Source organism: Nocardioides houyundeii (genome assembly GCF_002865585.1).
GTDB lineage: Bacteria > Actinomycetota > Actinomycetes > Propionibacteriales > Nocardioidaceae > Nocardioides > Nocardioides houyundeii.
Genome location: NZ_CP025581.1, coordinates 3,544,637 through 3,559,885, shown reverse-complemented (window position 1 = coordinate 3,559,885; position 15,249 = coordinate 3,544,637). Strand labels below are relative to the sequence as shown.

The following is a 15,249-nucleotide window of genomic DNA, read 5'->3' as shown; positions in this document are numbered from 1 at the left end:
GGCGCAACGCCTGGAGGGGGCGCACCCATGCATCGACTCGTCGGCAGCGACGCCGGGTTCCTGTTCATCGAGAGCGAGACCCAGACCTCGACCTGCGTCGACCTGGTGGTGCTGGGTCCCCCACCGCAGGGACGCGCGCCCTGGTCGCTGGCGGACCTGCGGCGTCACCTGAGCGCCCGGCTCTCCCGCACGCCCGCGCTGCGCCGACGCCTGGCGCAGGTGCCGCTGGGCATCGGTCACCCGCTCCTGGTCGACGACCCGGAATTCGACCTCGACGCCCACCTGAGCCAGGTCCGGCTCCCGGCTCCCGGCGGGGACGAGCAGCTGAACGCCGCGGTCGCCGACGTGCTGCCGACGCGGCTGGACCAGGGCCGCCCGCTGTGGCGGGTGGTGCTGGTCGACGGACTGGCCGGGGACCGGCAGGCGCTGGTCTTCGCCTTCCACCACGCCCTGGCCGACGGTGCCGGACTGGCCAACACCCTCGCCCAGCTCATCGACGACCGGATGCACGCCGAGCACCCCGCGCCCCGGGCTGCCCCGGCCCCCGCGCCGCGCCGCGCCGCGCTGTTCGCCGGCACCCTCGGCCGCCAGCTGCTCGCCTGGTGTGCCTTCCCGCTGCTCGTGGTCCGGACGTTGCGCCGGTTCCGTGCCGTCGACCGGCACCGTGCGAGCCAGGAGATCGCCCCGCCCCCGGCCATGGGCGGCGCTCCCCGCACCCTGCTCAACCGGTCCGCCGACGCCCGGCGCGTCTACGCCCGCACCGACCTCCCCCTGGCCGACGTACGACGGGTGCGCGCCGCCGCGGGCACCACGCTGAGCGAGGTGGTGCTGGCGGTCGTCGCCGGCGCCCTGCGGGGCTACCTCGCCCAGCGCGACGCGCTGCCGGACACCCCGCTGGTGGTCAACGTGCCGATCGGCAACGACGCCCCCGGTGAGGTCTCGCGCACCACCGGCAACGTCTTCGCCAACTACCTGGCGCACCTGGCCACCGACGAGCCCGACCCCCGGCGCCGGCTGGCCGCGGTGGCCGCCGCCAACGCCGCCGCCCGCACCCAGCTCGACGTGCTGGGCCGGGACACCCTGACCGCCTGGCTGGACCGGATCCCGCCGGCCCTGGCCCGGCCGGCCGCGGCCCGGATGGCGGCCAAGCAGCGCAGCGGCGAGGCCGAGCCCGACTTCAACGTGCTGGTCTCCAACATGCGGCTGCCCGGCAGCCCCTGGACGATGGCGGGCCGCACGGTGGAGACGGTCGTGATGTCGGGCCCGGCCGCAGACGGCGCCGGGCTCAACATCACCCTCACCGGGTACGCCGACCGGCTCGGGCTGGCCATCGTGGCGAACCCCAGCGCGATCGACGCCCCCGAGGAGCTGGCCGACCGCCTGCGCGCCTCCCTCGGCGAGCTGCTGGCGGCGTACACGGACCCAGCGGCGGCGCGACCGGACGTGGTGGCCTGATGCGCCGGCTCAACGGCGAGGACGCCGGGTTCCTCTACATGGACCTGCCCCAGCAGGCGATGTGCTCGATGGCGCTGGGGGTGCTGGGCGGCGACGGGCCCCCGCTGTCCCTGGCCGACGTACGCCGGCACGTCGAGGCGCGACTGGACCAGCTGCCGTCGTGGCGCTGGCGCATCGTCCGGGTGCCACTGGGCCTGCACCACCCGGTCGCGGTCCGCGATCCCCACTTCGACCTGGACCAGCACCTGCAGGCGATCACCATCGAGGGGGACGCCGGCCTGGACGCGGCGTTCGCGTCCCTGGCCGAGGAGCACCTCGACCCGGACCGTCCGCTGTGGCAGGTGACCCTGGTCGACGGCCTCGACGACGGGCGTCAGGCGCTGATCACCAAGTACCACCACGCCCTGGCCGACGGCGTCGCCGGACTGACCACGTTCGCGCGCATCTACAGCGACGAGGAGTTCGAGCCGCTGCCTGACGCCGAGCCCAACGTGGCCGAGCGGATCCCCGGGAAGTCGCGCCTGGTGGGGGCGGCGCTGCTGGCCCACCTGCGCGCCCTGGTCACCGTCGTCGGGCTGGTGCTGGGCACCGTGCGCGGCGCCGCCCGGGTGCGGGCCCGACGCCGGGTGTCGCCGGTGCAGCTGCCCGCGTTCAGCGGGGCGGCCCCGCGGACGGTGCTGAACGACGCCTTCACCCCGGCCCGCACCTACGCCCGGGCCGCGCTGCCACTGGCCGGGATCAAGCGGATCAAGGAGGTCGCCGGGGTCACCGTCAACGACGTGGTGCTCGGCGTGATGGCCGGGGCGCTGGTGCGCTACCTGGCCCGGGTCTCCGAGGTCCCGGAGCGCCCCCTGCTGACCACGGTGCCGGTCTCCTCCGAGCCTCCCGACGCCCCGGTGCGCCAGGCGCACAACCGGTTCTGGAGCTTCACCACGTCGCTGGCCACCGACGTCGCCGACCCGTGGGAGCGCCTGGCCCGGATCAGTGCGTACGCCGGGGAGGGCAAGCGGCAGCTCGACCTGTTCGGCGTGGACCTGATGCCGTCCTGGCTGGACGTGGTGCCGCCGCTGCTCGCCGAGCCGGGGGCGCGCAAGCTCCCCGAGCGGCTGCGCGAGGCGACCACGGACGTGGATGCCAACATCCTGATCTCCAACGTCCGCGGACCGGCGCGCCCGCTGCGCCTGCTGGGCCGCACCGTGGAGGACCTCTACGTCGACGGTCCGCCGAGCAACGGGGTGGGCTGCAACGTGATGCTCTGGAGCTACGGAGACCGGATGCTGCTGGGCATCCTGGCCTTCGCCGACGCGCTCACTGACCCCTCGGGGCTGTGCACGGCGATCGGAGAGAGCTACGCCGAGCTGGTGGCTCTGGCCGACGAGCACGCCGCGCTGGCGACCACCGCCTAGGTGTGACGGCCGCCTGGGTGTGCTGACCGCCGGCGATCGGACTCAGCCGAAGAGTTGGTGAGCGGCTTGCCGCGTCAGGGTGTCGATGGTGTCAGGCGGGATCGCTCCTTCCGCGGTGAGCGACGCCAGTCCGTGCACGAGGGCCCAGGCCGTCTGGGCGCCCTGGTCGAGGCTGAGGTGAGCGCGCTTGTTCTGCGGGATCGTGGCGACTCCGCCAGCCAAGGCCTGTGCTGCTGTCGCGCGGGCTGCGTGCAATGCCGGGTCGCTACTGTCCAGGAGCTCCGGCCGGTGCATCACGGTGTAGTGCCCAGGGTGTGATCGCGCGAACTGGACGTACGCGACAGCCGCTTGGTCGAACCCTTCGGGGGTGGCACTGCGCAGTGCCTCGGTCAGGAGGCCCAGACCCTCGGCGGCCAGAGCCGTCAGCAGACCGCGCCGGTCCCCGAAGTGATGCGTGGGTGCGGCGTGCGACACCCCGACCCGTCGCGCGAGCTCGCGCAGCGACGCTGCTTGCGGGCCCTCATCGGTGATCAGGCTCGCGGCCTCGTCGAGCAGCGCCCGTCGTAGGTCGCCGTGGTGATATCCGTCGCTCATGGCCTCATCCTAAGAGCCATCTAGCCAATGACTAGATTCAGTCGCTAGGGTGATCTTGACATTGACTAGATAAGGAGGCGCCGTGGCGCCGCTCATCGTCCTGAGCGCAGTGACGCTCACCGCCCGCGGCATCGGGTGGCTCGGCATCGCCTACCTGGACTCGTGGCCCGACGCGACGGCCCTCGGCCTGGCAGCCATGTTCGTCCTCACCGGCATCAGCCACTTCGTCCCGGGGCGCCGGAACGGGCTGATAGCGATCGTGCCCCCGGTTCTACCTCGTCCTGCCGTCCTGGTGACCCTGACCGGACTACTCGAGCTGGTCGGCGCAGCGGCCTTGCTCGTCCCGTATCCGCACGGCCCCTACCGAGCCGTCGCGGCATGGGGGGTGACGGCTCTGCTGGTGGCCATGTTCCCAGCGAACGTGTACGCCGCGGGTGCCAGGCGGTCCGCCACGGCACCCACCACCGCGCTGCTGCCCCGCACGATCCTGCAGTGCCTCTTCATCGCCGCGGCACTGCTGGTCGCCCTGTCGTGACGAGGCCGTCACCCAGCCCGGCTCGGCTGCTCATGTGCCGGTGAAGCGGCTTGACGACCGACATTGCTCCACAGGCGATCGGTCGAGTGGCTGCGCCAGTGCACCGCCACTGGGACAGGGTCACTCCGCGGAGCCCGCAGGCGGGTGAGGGAGCGGGTCGAGCGAGGCGCTGGGCGGCAGGTCGGGCGACTGGGGCAGGGCCGCCTCTCCGAGCACCCCGGCCTGCGCCTGGGTCAGGGCCTGCGCCTGGGCGATGCTGGTGGCCAGCCCCACCAGGTGACCCATCCGTGCCAGCTCGGAGTCCAGGAACTCCGGTCCGCCGCGGCGTGCCAGGAGATAGACGTCGTTGCCGACCGGCACCCCGCACAGCACCAGGTTGTCGTCGGTGCTGACCAGCCTGCTGGGGGTGCCGATGTCTGCCCACTCCACGCTCTCCGGTGCGGCTTCGGTGCGCTCCAGGATCCGGGCGCCCAGCCCGTCCTGCGTGGCGCGCACCGCCCAGTCGAGCCGGAAGGTCAACGGCATCAGGGCGAGCAGCCGCTGGTGCGCCTCGCCCGGGTGCTCGGTGAGGTCCTCGACGGCCTCGAGGTCGAGGAAGAGGTTGCCGCCGCCGGCGTACCGGCTGACCCACAGCACGTGCACCCCGGGCAGCGAGCTGCACGCCGAGACGATGGAGTCGGGCATCATCCCAGGGGCGAGCTCGAGGAGCACGTCGTCGACCGCGGTGCCGTGGCCGGTCTTCTCCACGATCTCGATCGCCTCGATGTCGCCACCGGCCTCACCGATCGTGCTGGCGACGCGACCCAGTGATCCGGGCACGTCGGGCAGCTCCACACGCAGCAGGAAGGGCATTCGGCAAACTCCAGATGTCCGGCTCGCCTCGTGCGCGAGCCTGTAGGCGTTCTGACCCATGACAGTAACGAAAAGTTGTGACGGCTGCGTTTCCCCGACTCCCGTCCCGGGCGGGTCGGGCCGGCTCCGGGGGCGCCCCCGGTGAACGGCCACAGCGGCCTCAGGAGCCGGCGAGGCGGACGGCGAGCCCGGTGGCGCGCTGGGCGCGTCGGGTGATCGCGGCCCGTACCTCCGCCTCCGAGCCCACCACCCGCACCCGGGACCGGGCCCGGGTGACCGCGGTGTAGAAGAGCTCGCGCGAGAGCAGCCGGGAGTCCTCGGGGGCAGCAGCACCGTGACCACGTCGGCCTGGCTGCCCTGGCTCTTGTGGATCGTCATCGCGTGCATCGTCTCCACGTCCCCCAGGCGGGAGGGGGCGAGGTCGAGCGGACCGGTGCTCGCGTCCACCACGACCCGGCGGGCCTGGCCGGTGTCGACCACCACCGCGGTGTCACCGTTGTAGACGCCCAGGGCGTAGTCGTTGGCGGTCACCAGCAGCGGCCGCCCGACGTACGCCGACTCGTACAGCGGGTCGCCCGTCTCGGCGGTGATCCACGCCTCCACCCGGCGGTTCCAGTGCCGTACGCCGTACGGCCCCTCGCGGTGCGCGCAGAGCAGCCGGTGCTGCTCGAGCGCCGCGAGCGCCGCGTCGGGCCGGTTGGCGGCCGCGGCGTCGCGCACCGCGAGCGCCGCGGGCAGCGCGGTGTCCCGGATCCGGGCGGACGGGTCCTCCTCGCGCACCCACTCGACCTCGTCGTGCCCGGCGGACAGCACGGCGACCGCTGCGTCCGCGTCGCCGGTGCGCAGCGCCTCGGCGAGCTCGGCGATCTCCTGGCCGAACCGGTGGGTGGTGCTCAGGGCGACCACCGGGGAGTCGCTGCGCCCGGCGTAGCCGCGCACCAGGTCGCTCAGCACCGCGCCCGCCTCGATGGAGGAGAGCTGGAAGGGGTCGCCCACCAGGATCAGCCGGGCGTCGGGGCGCACCGCCTCGAGCAGCCTGGCCATCATGGTCAGCGACACCATCGAGGTCTCGTCGACCACGACCACGTCGTGCGGCAGCCGGTTGCCGCGGTCGTGGCGGAACCGGGTGCGGTTGCCCGGGTGCGGGCGCAGCAGCCGGTGCAGGGTGGAGGCCTGCAGCCCGGCCAGCCGGTCCCGGTCGTGGGCCGAGAACGTGCCCGCCTCCCGGTGCACCGACTGCTGCAGCCGGGCCGCGGCCTTGCCGGTGGGCGCGGCCAGCGCGATCCGGACCGTCTCCCCGCGGGCCGCGAACTGCTCGTGGAGACCCACCAGGAGCCCGGCCACCGCGGTGGTCTTGCCGGTGCCCGGACCGCCGGTGATGACGGTGGTCCACTGCCCGGCCGCCCGCAGGCAGGCCTCGCGCTGCTCGTCGTAGCCGGCGGCGGCGAAGACCCGGTCCAGCGAGGCGGCCATCAGGGCCCGATCGTGCGGCGGGGTGCTCGTGGCCCGGTGGCCCAGGTCGGCCAGGACCTGGCTCTCCTGCTCGTGGTAGCGGTCCAGGTAGAGCAGGCCGTCGACCCAGTGCAGCACCCCGAGGCGCAGCAGCGGGCTGGCGGTCAGCGCCTCGTCCCAGGCGGTGGGGTCGGGCCAGGGCAGGTCCACCTCCACGGGGGTGTCGCGCACCCGGTCGAGCTCGAGGCAGACCGACCCGGCGCGCACCGCGCGGCAGGTCAGGGCGATGGCCAGCAGCACCGACTCGTCCGACTCCTGGCCCAGCTCGCCCAGGGTGCGGGCCACGTGGACGTCGCCGGAGGTGATGACGCCGGCCTGGTTGAAGGTCGCCAGCAGGCCGGTGGCGCGCAGCGCCAGGTGGGCGTCGCGGGGGTCGCCGGTCTCGAAGAGGTCGCTCATGCCTTCTCTCCGTCCAGCAGGGCCGAGAGCTCCTCGACCAGCGCGACCGGGGGTGCCCAGGAGAAGATCCCGCAGGGGAGGCCGTCGACCCGGGGCGTCTGGGGTCCGCACATGCCGCGGAGGTAGAGGTAGAGGACCCCGCCGAGGTGCTGGTGCGGGTCGTAGCCGGGCATCCGCCACCGCAGGTAGCGGTGCAGCACCACGGTGTAGAGCAGCGCCTGGAGCGGATAGTCGGAGTGGCCCATCGCCTGGTCGAGCATGGCCGGACGGTAGTCGTGCGCGGTCAGCGGCCCGCCCATCTCGCCGAGCCAGTTGGTCTTGTAGTCGATGGTGAGGAAGCGCTGACGGCCCTCGACCGGGACCCGCACCACCACGTCGATGGACCCCGCGAGGTAGCCGCGCAGCAGCTGGCGCGCGAGCTCGGGGTCGGAGTCCAGGGTCTCGGCGTAGCCCCGCAGCGGGTCGCCCGCGCCCAGGTGCCGGCGCAGCAACGGCGCCAGGTCGCCGAGCCGCACCGCGCCGGCGTCGTAGGAGGCGTCGTCGCCACCGGCCAGCGGCAGCTCGAAGTCGAGCTCGGTGAGGCGGTCCGCGACCGCCACGTCCATCAGCGTCGCCTCGCCGGCCAGGGGGCCCAGGGGGCTGGCGCACACGGTCACCAGGGCGTCGGCCAGGGCCTCGGAGTCCACCTCGACCGGCCACCACACCTGCTGCTCCTCGATGTGTCCCAGGAGCTCGGCGCGGAAGTCGGGCGCGGCAGGGTCGGCGTGCTCGAGGACCGCGTGCACCAGGGAGCCGAAGGTGGCGCCCACCGGCAGGCCGGCCATCGGGGAGGCCACGGCGGTCAGCTCCAGGTGGTCGGGCTCGGTGCTCAGCACCGGCACCGCCTCGTCCCCGGTCTCCGGCACGTCCTCGGGCTCGGAGAGGCTGCGCTCGGCGCCGGCGTGCTGGAGCGCCGCCGCCGACAGGGCGGAGTACGACGTACGCCGCCAGCTGGTGTCGACCTCCCGGGTGAAGCGACGCACCGAGAGCGGGTCGCGCGAGGGCTGCAGCGGCGTCGGGTCGGGCGCGGCGTGCGCGGCCAGCTCGGGCCAGAAGCCGCCCGCGTCGCGCCAGTGCCCGAAGATCTCCATCGCCCGGTCGTCCTCCACGAGCGCCTGCTCCGCCGGCACCGCGGCCATGCCGGGTCGGCGGCCGAACAGCATCCGGTGCAGCGGCGAGCCGGTAGTGTTCTTGCCGGTGGGGGCGTACCAGGCCACCACCTGGGACCGGGCGCGGGTCAGCGTGACGTAGAGCAGCCGCAGCGACTCCCCGGCGTCCTCGCTCCAGTGCCGGCTCACGTGCTCGGCGCGGTAGGGACTGGGGCCGCCCACGTCGCGGCACCGGGCGCCCTGCTCGTCGTGGAACAGGGGCACCTCGGGGTCCCGGCCGGTGTAGCGGTTCCACAAGGTGGGGGCGTAGACGATCGGGTACTCCAGCCCCTTGCTGCCGTGGATGGTGACCAGCTGCACCGCGGCCGCGTCGGAGTCCAGGCGCCGGGTCCGCTCGGAGGCGACCTCGATCTTGTCGTCGGCCACCTGGCTGCGCAGCCAGCCCAGCAGCCCGACCGCGCCCAGGCGCTGCTCCACCGAGATCTTGTGCAGCGCCTCGCCGATGTGACGGATGTCGGTCAGGGTGCGCTCGCCGCCCAGGGTGCCGAGCACCCGCGCGGTGAGCCCGCCGACCACGGCGTACTCCAGCACGGCGGCCACGCCGCGGGTGTTGAGCAGGTCGGCCAGCGTGCGCACCTGGTCGCTGAGCCGGTCGGTGCCGGCGTCGCCGTCGGCGTCCAGCTGGGTCGCGGAGACCCCGAGGAAGCAGGTCAGGGCGGCGGCGCGCACCCGGTCGGTGCGGTGCGGCTGCTCGAGGGCCTCCAGGAAGGTCAGCCACTCGGTGGCCGCGGGGGTGTGGAAGACCGAGCCGCCGGCGTTGATCACCGCCGGCACCCCGACCTCGGCGAGGGCGAGCTGGGCGGCCTGCAGGTCGGCGCGCCGGGCCGCGAGCACGGCCACGTCGCCGGGGCGCACCGGCCGGCCCTCGAAGGTCGCGTCTCCGGTGAGCAGCAGCTTGATGTCGCGCGCCATGTCGGTGATGACGTGGCTGCGCCAGGCGTCCACGCCGGGCTTGGCCCGCGGACCGGCCCCGAGCTCGGTGCGGCGAACCAGGCGCATCCGGAACGCCGGGCCCGCACCCTGCAGCCGTGAGGTCTGGTGGTGCGCCTCGACCGGGTGCACCACGATCTCGGGGTCGCCCAGCTCGGCTCCCTCCAGCACCGCGTGCAGCGAGTCCAGCAGGGGCTTGTCGGCCCGCCAGTTGACCCCCAGGGTCTGACGGGTGGTGGCGCGCTCCGCGGCGTTCAGGTAGGTGACGATGTCCCCGCCGCGGAAGGCGTAGATCGCCTGCTTGGGGTCGCCGACCAGCACCAGGGTGGCGACCTGGTCGAAGGCCCGCTCGAAGACCTGCCACTGCACCGGGTCGGTGTCCTGGAACTCGTCGATCAGGGCGATCTTCCAGCGGTGGCGCATCCGGGACCGGGCCGGGGCGGCGGGATCGGCCAGGGCGTCGGCGAGCTGTCCCAGCAGGTCGTCGTAGCTGAGGATGCCCAGCATCCGCTTGCGGCGCTCGATCTCGGCGAGGGCGTCGAGGGCGAAGCGCACCCGGGCGGCGGCCTCGGAGTCCGGCGCCTCGTCCAGGGCGGCGACGGGCTCCACCTGGGCTCGCGGGTCCCCGACCGCCTCCCGGGCCAGGGAGCGCGCCACGTCCCGGCTCCACGGCGGGTGCTGCACCCCGGCGAACCGGGCGAGGTAGAGGTCGTCGACGACCTCGTCGGTGAGCTGCTCGAGGTCCTCGACCAGGGTGGCGCCGGGATCGGTGTCGCCGGCCACGCCCAGGCTGCGCAGCACCAGCTGGCAGAACTGGTGGATGGTGGCGATGGTGGCGGCGTCGAAGGAGGTCAGCGCTGCCGTCAACCGGCCGTGGCGGCGGGTCAGCTCGGTCGGGTCGGCGTCGCAGAGCCGGCGGTGCAGGGCGTTGTCGGGGTCGGCGGTCGCCGGGTCCGCGAGCACCCGGGCGGCCTCGTCGAGCTGGGCCCGCACCCGCTCCCGCAGCTCCTGGCTGGCAGCCCGGGTGAAGGTGACCACCAGCAGCTCGTCGAGGGTGGCGACCCCCTCGGCGACGTACCGGGTGACCAGGGCCGCGATGGTCCAGGTCTTGCCGGTGCCGGCGCTCGCCTCCAGCAGCGTGGTGCCGACCGGCAGGTCGCCGGCGATGTCGAAGCGTTCCAGGGCGGCCATCAGATCCCCCGCACCTGTTCGCGGTCGTCAGAGAGCAGCGGGCCCCACACCTGCCAGGCATAGCGCCCCAGCGGCGCCGCGAGGTCGGCGTACGGCGCGTGCTCGCCGAACGCGCGGACGTGCCACGGGTCGGCGTCCTCCCGGGGGAAGCCGGAGTCGTTGAACAACGGCGTCTCCCACTCGCGCCGGGCCTTGGCGTCCGGGTCGGCGTCGCGGCCCCGCCGCCGGTGCAGCTCCTCCTCGGCGTAGGCCAGCGAGGTCTTGATCGGCAGCGGCAGCGGCTCGCGCATCCCGCGGTCGTAGACCGCGACCAGCTCGCGGAGCCAGGCGATGGCCTCGTACTGGGGCAGGGGAGCGATGATCGAGACCTTGCCGCCGTTGCGGAACTTGCCGATGGTGTGGGCGGTCCAGTTCTCGTCCGGCCGGCTGGCCGCGAGTGCCAGCGCGTCGAGCCAGGCGGCGAGCCGGTGCTTGGCGCCCAGGCTGGAGTAGCTCACCCGGACCAGGTTGTTGCCGAACACGTCGCCCACGGTGCCCGAGAGGCGACGGCCGCCCAGGTCGACGTCGACGTCCAGGGTGCGGGGCGTGCCGGTGCGCAGCGACAGGGCGTGCCGGACCAGGGGCTTGACCCGCTCGACCACGCCCGCCAGCACGCCCGCGCCGAGCTCGTCGGGAGGCAGCAGCCCGCGCAGCCGCTCGGCCTCCTCGGCGGCGTGCGCATCGGCCCCGGCCAGCACGTCGCGGACCAGGCGGTCGCCGACGTCCCACTGCTCCAGAGCGTCCAGGGTGATCGGGATCGAGTCCTTGGGGTCGTCGGCGTCGTACGGCGTGGAGACGTGCAGCCTGCTGCGGAAGAACGCCTTGACCGGGTGGCGGAAGAAGTCGTGCAGGTCGGCCAGCGAGACCTCGGTGGCGGGGTCGCGGTCCGCCGGCAAGGGCTCGGGCACCAGCGCTCGCTCGGTGCTCCGCTCGCCCCGTGCCGCGACGGCACCGGCCAGCGCGGCCCGGTCGAAGGTGAACGGGCGCGGCTCGACGCTCAGCCGACCCGGCACCAGGTTGGCCTCGTCGAAGGGCTGGAGGGGGTGCTGGACCAGCACCCGGTCCCGCACCCGGCCCGGGGCGGTGGCGGTGGCGGTGCGGTCCAGGGCGTCGATCAGCTCGCCGAGCGGGACCGCGGGAGGCCGCTCCGCGCCGGTGTGCTCGCCACGGCCGGTGTAGGTGATGACCAGGGTCTCGGTGGCGGCACCGATCGCGTCGAGCAGCAGCTGTCGGTCCTCGGAGCGGATGTCCCGCTCGCCGGTGCGCGGTCGCCGGGCCAGCACGTCGTCGCCGTCGACTCCTGCGATGCGCGGGAAGACCCCGTCGTCCAGGCCGACCAGGCACACCACCCGGTGCGGCACCGACCGCATCGGCACCATCGTGCACACCGTGAGGGTGCCGGTGCGGAAGTTGGACCGGGTGGGCCGCCCGCGCAGCCGCTGCGCCAGCAGGGCCCGCACGTCGGCGTGCCGCAGCCGGGTCTCGCCGTCGCCGACGCCGGCGGCGATGCGGGCCAGCTCGCGGTCGAACTGGGCGACCTGCCAGGCGTCCTCGAGGTCGGTGGTGGTCAGCTCGTGCACCCCCCGGCTCAGCGCCGACATCCACTGCGCCACGGTGGTGGCGGCGTGGGCGCGCACGGTGAAGGAGTGCAGCCGGTCGAGGAACTCGGCGAGCCTGCCGGCCAGCTCCAGGTCGCTGTCCCCCACGTCGTCGAGCGGGAGGGTGCCGACCACGGCGCGGTGCCCCTGCCCCGACATCGCGGCGCCCAGCAGGACCCGGCGCAGACCGGCGACCCAGGTGTTGGCCTCCAGCGCCAGCCCGAACTCCTCGCGGTGGCCACGGTCGAAGCCCCACCGGATCCCGGCGTCGCGGACCCAGGTGGAGATGCGCTCGAGCTGGTCGTCGCCGAAGCCGAAGCGGGCCCGGACGGGCTCCGAGGCGGCCAGGTCGAGCACCTGGGTGGCGCTGAGCCGTCCCGCGGAGAGCTCCACGATCGAGGCGGCCACGGCGAGCAGCGGGTTCGTGGCCCCCAGCGAGCGGTCGGCCAGCCGCACCCGCAGCTGGTGGGCCGGGTGGCCGGCGCCGGGCACGGTGACGTCGGCGAGCCCGAACCCGGCCGAGACCAGCGGGGCATAGCTCTCGATGTCCGGGCACATCACCAGGATGTCCCGGGGCTCGAGGGAGGGGTCGTCCTCCAGCAACCCGACCAGCACCTCGCGGAGCACGTCGACCTGCCGCGCCGAGCCGTGACAGGCGTGCACCTGGACCGAGTGGTCGCCCGGGGCCAGCACCCGGGCCTGTCGCTCGGCGGGGTCGGGGGCCCCGTTGGCGCCGAGGTCGTGCTGCAGCCAGCCCAGCAGGCTGGTGGGCGCCGCCGGCTGCCCGGAGGCAGGTGGACCCGCGTGTGGCGTGGTGGGGCCGCCCTCCGTCGGGACCTGCCCCAGGGTCCGCCGCAGCTCCCGGGAGTCCCGCCCCAGGGACGCGAGCAGCGGGTGCCCGACCAGGGTGACGCTGGTGTCGAGGGCCCGCGGGACCGGTCCTTCGGCGGCGCTGGGGGCGAGTGCCTCCCACAGTGCGGGGGAGACCTGGGGCAGCCACAGGTGCACCTCGCGCACCTCGCTCAGGGCGGCGAGCAGCTCCACCTCGGTGGCGGGGAGCCGGGTGTGTCCGAACAGCGAGAGCCGGGGCGGGAGGTCCAGGTCCGTCCCCCCGGCCCGCAGCCGCTCGAGCGTGGTGGCGTGCCGCACGTCCGGCGGCGGCGCGTCCACCCGGGCCAGCAGTCGTCGCCACAGCTCGGCCTGCCAGAGCAGGTCGCGGTCCAGCGGGTCTCCGCTGCCGTCGGTGTCGTGCCCGGCGCGCCAGTCGGTGATCAGCGCAGGCCGCTGCACGGCGTACGAGGCGAAGAGGCCGGCGAGCCGGCGCGCCACCGAGAACCGGCGGGCCCGGCGCTGGTCGTCGGTGTCACCGTGGCCGAGGTGGGCCGAGAGGGCCTCGAAGCCCGGGTCGCCGAGCGAGGCATCGATGACCTCGAGCAGTGGCCAGGCCAGCTGGTCGGGGGACCACGGGTCGTCCTGCTCCCGGCCCAGCAGCATCGAGGCCAGGGAGCTCGGAGCAAGGAACCGCACTCCGGCGCACACGCCGTCGCCGCCGCGGCCCCCGGTGCCCAGGCGGTGGGAGAGTCGCTGGGTCAGCCACCGCTCCACGCCTCGGGCCGGCACCACCACGACCTCCTGCAGGAACGGGTCCGGCAGCGGGGTGGCCAGCATGCTCGCCAGGTCGTCGGCGAGCAGATCGGTGCGCGTGGCGCGGTGGACGTGGAGCGGCACGGCGCCGAGCATGCCACGGCCCGCCGACAAAGGGTCGGCGAGCCGTGGCGAGCAAGGGATGTTGCGGGTCTTACGTGAAGAGGCTGACGCCACCGGGGCCGACGAGCAGACCCGCGACGATCAGCAGGATCCCGTACATCACGGACCCACGGATCAGGGTGACGATCCCGCTGATCACCAGGATGACAGCGATAATCCACAGTAGAAATTCCATCAGCACTCCTTCTTCATTGAGGCCGCCGTTCGACGGCCTCGTGCGCAACCTCAGTGGTTGCGCAACGCCTTGATGAGCTCGGACTTCCTCATCGAGGACCGGCCCTCGATGCCGACCTCGGCCGCCCGACGACGCAGGTCGGCCACGGTCCAGTCCTCGTAGTCGCCTGCCTCGCCACCCTTGCGGCCCACCGCCGAGCGGGAGCTGTTGGCCGCCGCGTTGGCGATCCTGGCCGCTTTCTCCTTGCTGGCCCCGTCATCGCGGAGCTCCTCGTACAGGTCGGGGTCCTTGACGCTGGGACCGGGTCCGGAGGCGGACTTCTTGGCGCTGGGCATGGGGACTCCTTCCTGGACGCGGCTGGGATCGACGGGGGTGGGCGGTGGTCGTGGGGCGGACTAGAGCACGAAGATGCCGATCGCCAGCATCACCAGCAGCACCAGCACCCCGACGCCGAGCATCGCGGTGATGATCAAGGGGCGACCCGAAGACTTCGTCGGGTCGACCCGGTCGGGATCCTCCAGTGGCGAGCTCATGCGGGCCCGGTACCCAGCAGTACGACGTTGCTAACCATCGGCGGCTCAGCGCTGTGCGGCGAGCTCGCGCAGCCGGGGCAGCACCTCGGCGCCGTACGCGGCGAGCATGTCCCGGTAGTGCCGTCCGATGTTGCCGACGTACAGCTCGTCGAAGCCGGCCTCCACGGCCGGGCGCAGGTAGTCGACGTGGGCGTCGACGTCGGGGCCGCAGGCCAGGCTCTCGGCGGTGGACTCCTTGGTGACCAGCTCGGAGGCCTGCTCGAAGTGCCGCGGCGAGGGCAGCACCTGCGCCAGCTCACCCGGGAGCCCGGAGTTGGCCCACAGCCGGTGCGCCTCCTCGACGCCCTCCTCCTCCGAGTCGGCCCAGCACACCTTCACCCCCACCTGCGCGGGCTTGCCGCCCGACTTCTCCTTGAACTCCTTCAGCGGCCCTGCCTCGGGGAGGTGGTGATGTAGCCGTCCCCGATGCGGGCTGCCAGGTCGACCGCCTTGGGGCCGAACCCGGAGACGTAGATCGGCGGCGGGGAGTCGGGAAGGGTGTAGATCCGGGCGGTGTCGCTCGTGTAGTACTTGCCCTGGTGGTTGGTGAACTCGCCCTTCCACAGCTCGCGAATCAGCTCCACGGCCTCCTCGAGCCGCTCCAGCCGCACGTCGGCGCTGGGCCAGGCCTCCCCGTGGATGTGCTCGTTGAGCGCCTCCCCGGAGCCGACGCCGAAGATGAAGCGGCCCTCGAGCAGCACCGCGCTGGTCGCCGCCGCCTGGGCCATCACCACCGGACTGATCCGGTACGTCGGACAGGTGACGGCCGTGGTGACCGGCAGCGAGCACACCTGCGAGATGGCGCCGATCAACGACCAGACGAACGGCGCCTCACCCTGCTCGTCGTTCCAGGGGTGGAAGTGGTCGGAGATCCACAGGGCGTCGAAGCCGGCCTCCTCGGCCAGCCTGGCCTGCTCGACCAGCTCGGCGGGAGTGAACTCCTCGGTGGACAGGAAGTATCCGAATCGCATGCACGGGACGTACCCGCGCCCCCGTCGGGCAATCCTGACGAGGGG

General features: G+C 73.7%; 12 protein-coding genes. 3 read left to right on the top strand and 9 right to left on the bottom strand.

Going from position 1 to position 15,249, the window contains the following annotated elements; all coding sequences use genetic code 11:
- The first annotated feature begins 27 nt into the window (after positions 1-27).
- A complete protein-coding gene (locus C0R66_RS17060; protein WP_101525705.1) occupies positions 28-1,455 on the top strand; it encodes a wax ester/triacylglycerol synthase family O-acyltransferase in 1,428 nt (475 codons plus the stop codon).
- Positions 1,455-2,861: a wax ester/triacylglycerol synthase family O-acyltransferase gene (locus C0R66_RS17055; protein ID WP_101525704.1), complete on the top strand. Its 1,407-nt coding sequence runs from the start codon at positions 1,455-1,457 to the stop codon at positions 2,859-2,861. The genes C0R66_RS17060 and C0R66_RS17055 overlap by 1 nt, the downstream gene beginning before the upstream one ends.
- Positions 2,862-2,903: 42 nt before the next feature.
- Here C0R66_RS17055 and C0R66_RS17050 read toward each other — a convergent pair whose 3' ends face one another.
- Positions 2,904-3,455, bottom strand: a complete 552-nt coding sequence (locus tag C0R66_RS17050; RefSeq protein ID WP_101525703.1) for a TetR/AcrR family transcriptional regulator — start codon at positions 3,453-3,455, stop codon at positions 2,904-2,906.
- An 82-nt stretch (positions 3,456-3,537) separates the two neighbouring features.
- Here C0R66_RS17050 and C0R66_RS17045 point away from each other — a divergent pair, with 82 nt between their 5' ends.
- Positions 3,538-3,990: a DoxX family protein gene (locus C0R66_RS17045; protein WP_101525702.1), complete on the top strand. Its 453-nt coding sequence runs from the start codon at positions 3,538-3,540 to the stop codon at positions 3,988-3,990.
- A 120-nt stretch (positions 3,991-4,110) separates the two neighbouring features.
- Here C0R66_RS17045 and recD read toward each other — a convergent pair whose 3' ends face one another.
- The 8 genes from recD to C0R66_RS19715 all read right to left on the bottom strand — a co-directional run bounded on the left by recD (position 4,111) and on the right by C0R66_RS19715 (position 15,204).
- Positions 4,111-6,753 (bottom strand): exodeoxyribonuclease V subunit alpha, encoded by a 2,643-nt coding sequence (gene recD / locus C0R66_RS19135; protein WP_241901499.1) that lies wholly within the window; start codon positions 6,751-6,753, stop codon positions 4,111-4,113.
- Positions 6,750-10,082 carry a UvrD-helicase domain-containing protein gene (locus C0R66_RS19130; protein WP_199286730.1) on the bottom strand — a complete coding sequence of 1,111 codons (3,333 nt, stop codon included), beginning with the start codon at positions 10,080-10,082 and terminating at the stop codon, positions 6,750-6,752. Before C0R66_RS19130 ends, recD begins: the two co-directional genes overlap by 4 nt.
- Positions 10,082-13,447: an exodeoxyribonuclease V subunit gamma gene (gene recC / locus C0R66_RS17030; RefSeq protein WP_101526341.1), complete on the bottom strand. Its 3,366-nt coding sequence runs from the start codon at positions 13,445-13,447 to the stop codon at positions 10,082-10,084. Before recC ends, C0R66_RS19130 begins: the two co-directional genes overlap by 1 nt.
- Positions 13,448-13,517: 70 nt before the next feature.
- Positions 13,518-13,661, bottom strand: coding sequence for a GPGG-motif small membrane protein (locus C0R66_RS19125; RefSeq protein ID WP_199286729.1), 144 nt, complete (start codon positions 13,659-13,661; stop codon positions 13,518-13,520).
- Between the two features lie 50 nt (positions 13,662-13,711).
- A complete protein-coding gene (locus C0R66_RS17025) occupies positions 13,712-13,996 on the bottom strand; it encodes a DUF7218 family protein (protein WP_101525700.1) in 285 nt (94 codons plus the stop codon).
- A gap of 60 nt (positions 13,997-14,056) precedes the next feature.
- Positions 14,057-14,194 (bottom strand): hypothetical protein, encoded by a 138-nt coding sequence (locus tag C0R66_RS18780; RefSeq protein WP_158648095.1) that lies wholly within the window; start codon positions 14,192-14,194, stop codon positions 14,057-14,059.
- Between the two features lie 45 nt (positions 14,195-14,239).
- Positions 14,240-14,578, bottom strand: a complete 339-nt coding sequence (locus C0R66_RS19720) for an LLM class oxidoreductase (protein ID WP_241901498.1) — start codon at positions 14,576-14,578, stop codon at positions 14,240-14,242.
- A 38-nt stretch (positions 14,579-14,616) separates the two neighbouring features.
- Entirely contained in the window at positions 14,617-15,204 is a 588-nt protein-coding gene (locus tag C0R66_RS19715) for a TIGR03557 family F420-dependent LLM class oxidoreductase (protein WP_241901497.1), read from the bottom strand.
- Positions 15,205-15,249: the final 45 nt, after the last annotated feature.

Coding starts and splice junctions, on each gene's coding strand:
- C0R66_RS17060 (WP_101525705.1), top strand. CDS start 28: ATGCATCGACTCGTCGGCAGCGACGCCGGGTTCCTGTTCATCGAGAGC.
- C0R66_RS17055 (WP_101525704.1), top strand. CDS start 1,455: ATGCGCCGGCTCAACGGCGAGGACGCCGGGTTCCTCTACATGGACCTG.
- C0R66_RS17050 (WP_101525703.1), bottom strand. CDS start 3,455: ATGAGCGACGGATATCACCACGGCGACCTACGACGGGCGCTGCTCGAC.
- recD (WP_241901499.1), bottom strand. CDS start 6,753: ATGAGCGACCTCTTCGAGACCGGCGACCCCCGCGACGCCCACCTGGCG.
- C0R66_RS19130 (WP_199286730.1), bottom strand. CDS start 10,082: ATGGCCGCCCTGGAACGCTTCGACATCGCCGGCGACCTGCCGGTCGGC.
- C0R66_RS19125 (WP_199286729.1), bottom strand. CDS start 13,661: ATGGAATTTCTACTGTGGATTATCGCTGTCATCCTGGTGATCAGCGGG.
- C0R66_RS17025 (WP_101525700.1), bottom strand. CDS start 13,996: ATGCCCAGCGCCAAGAAGTCCGCCTCCGGACCCGGTCCCAGCGTCAAG.
- C0R66_RS18780 (WP_158648095.1), bottom strand. CDS start 14,194: ATGAGCTCGCCACTGGAGGATCCCGACCGGGTCGACCCGACGAAGTCT.
- C0R66_RS19715 (WP_241901497.1), bottom strand. CDS start 15,204: ATGCGATTCGGATACTTCCTGTCCACCGAGGAGTTCACTCCCGCCGAG.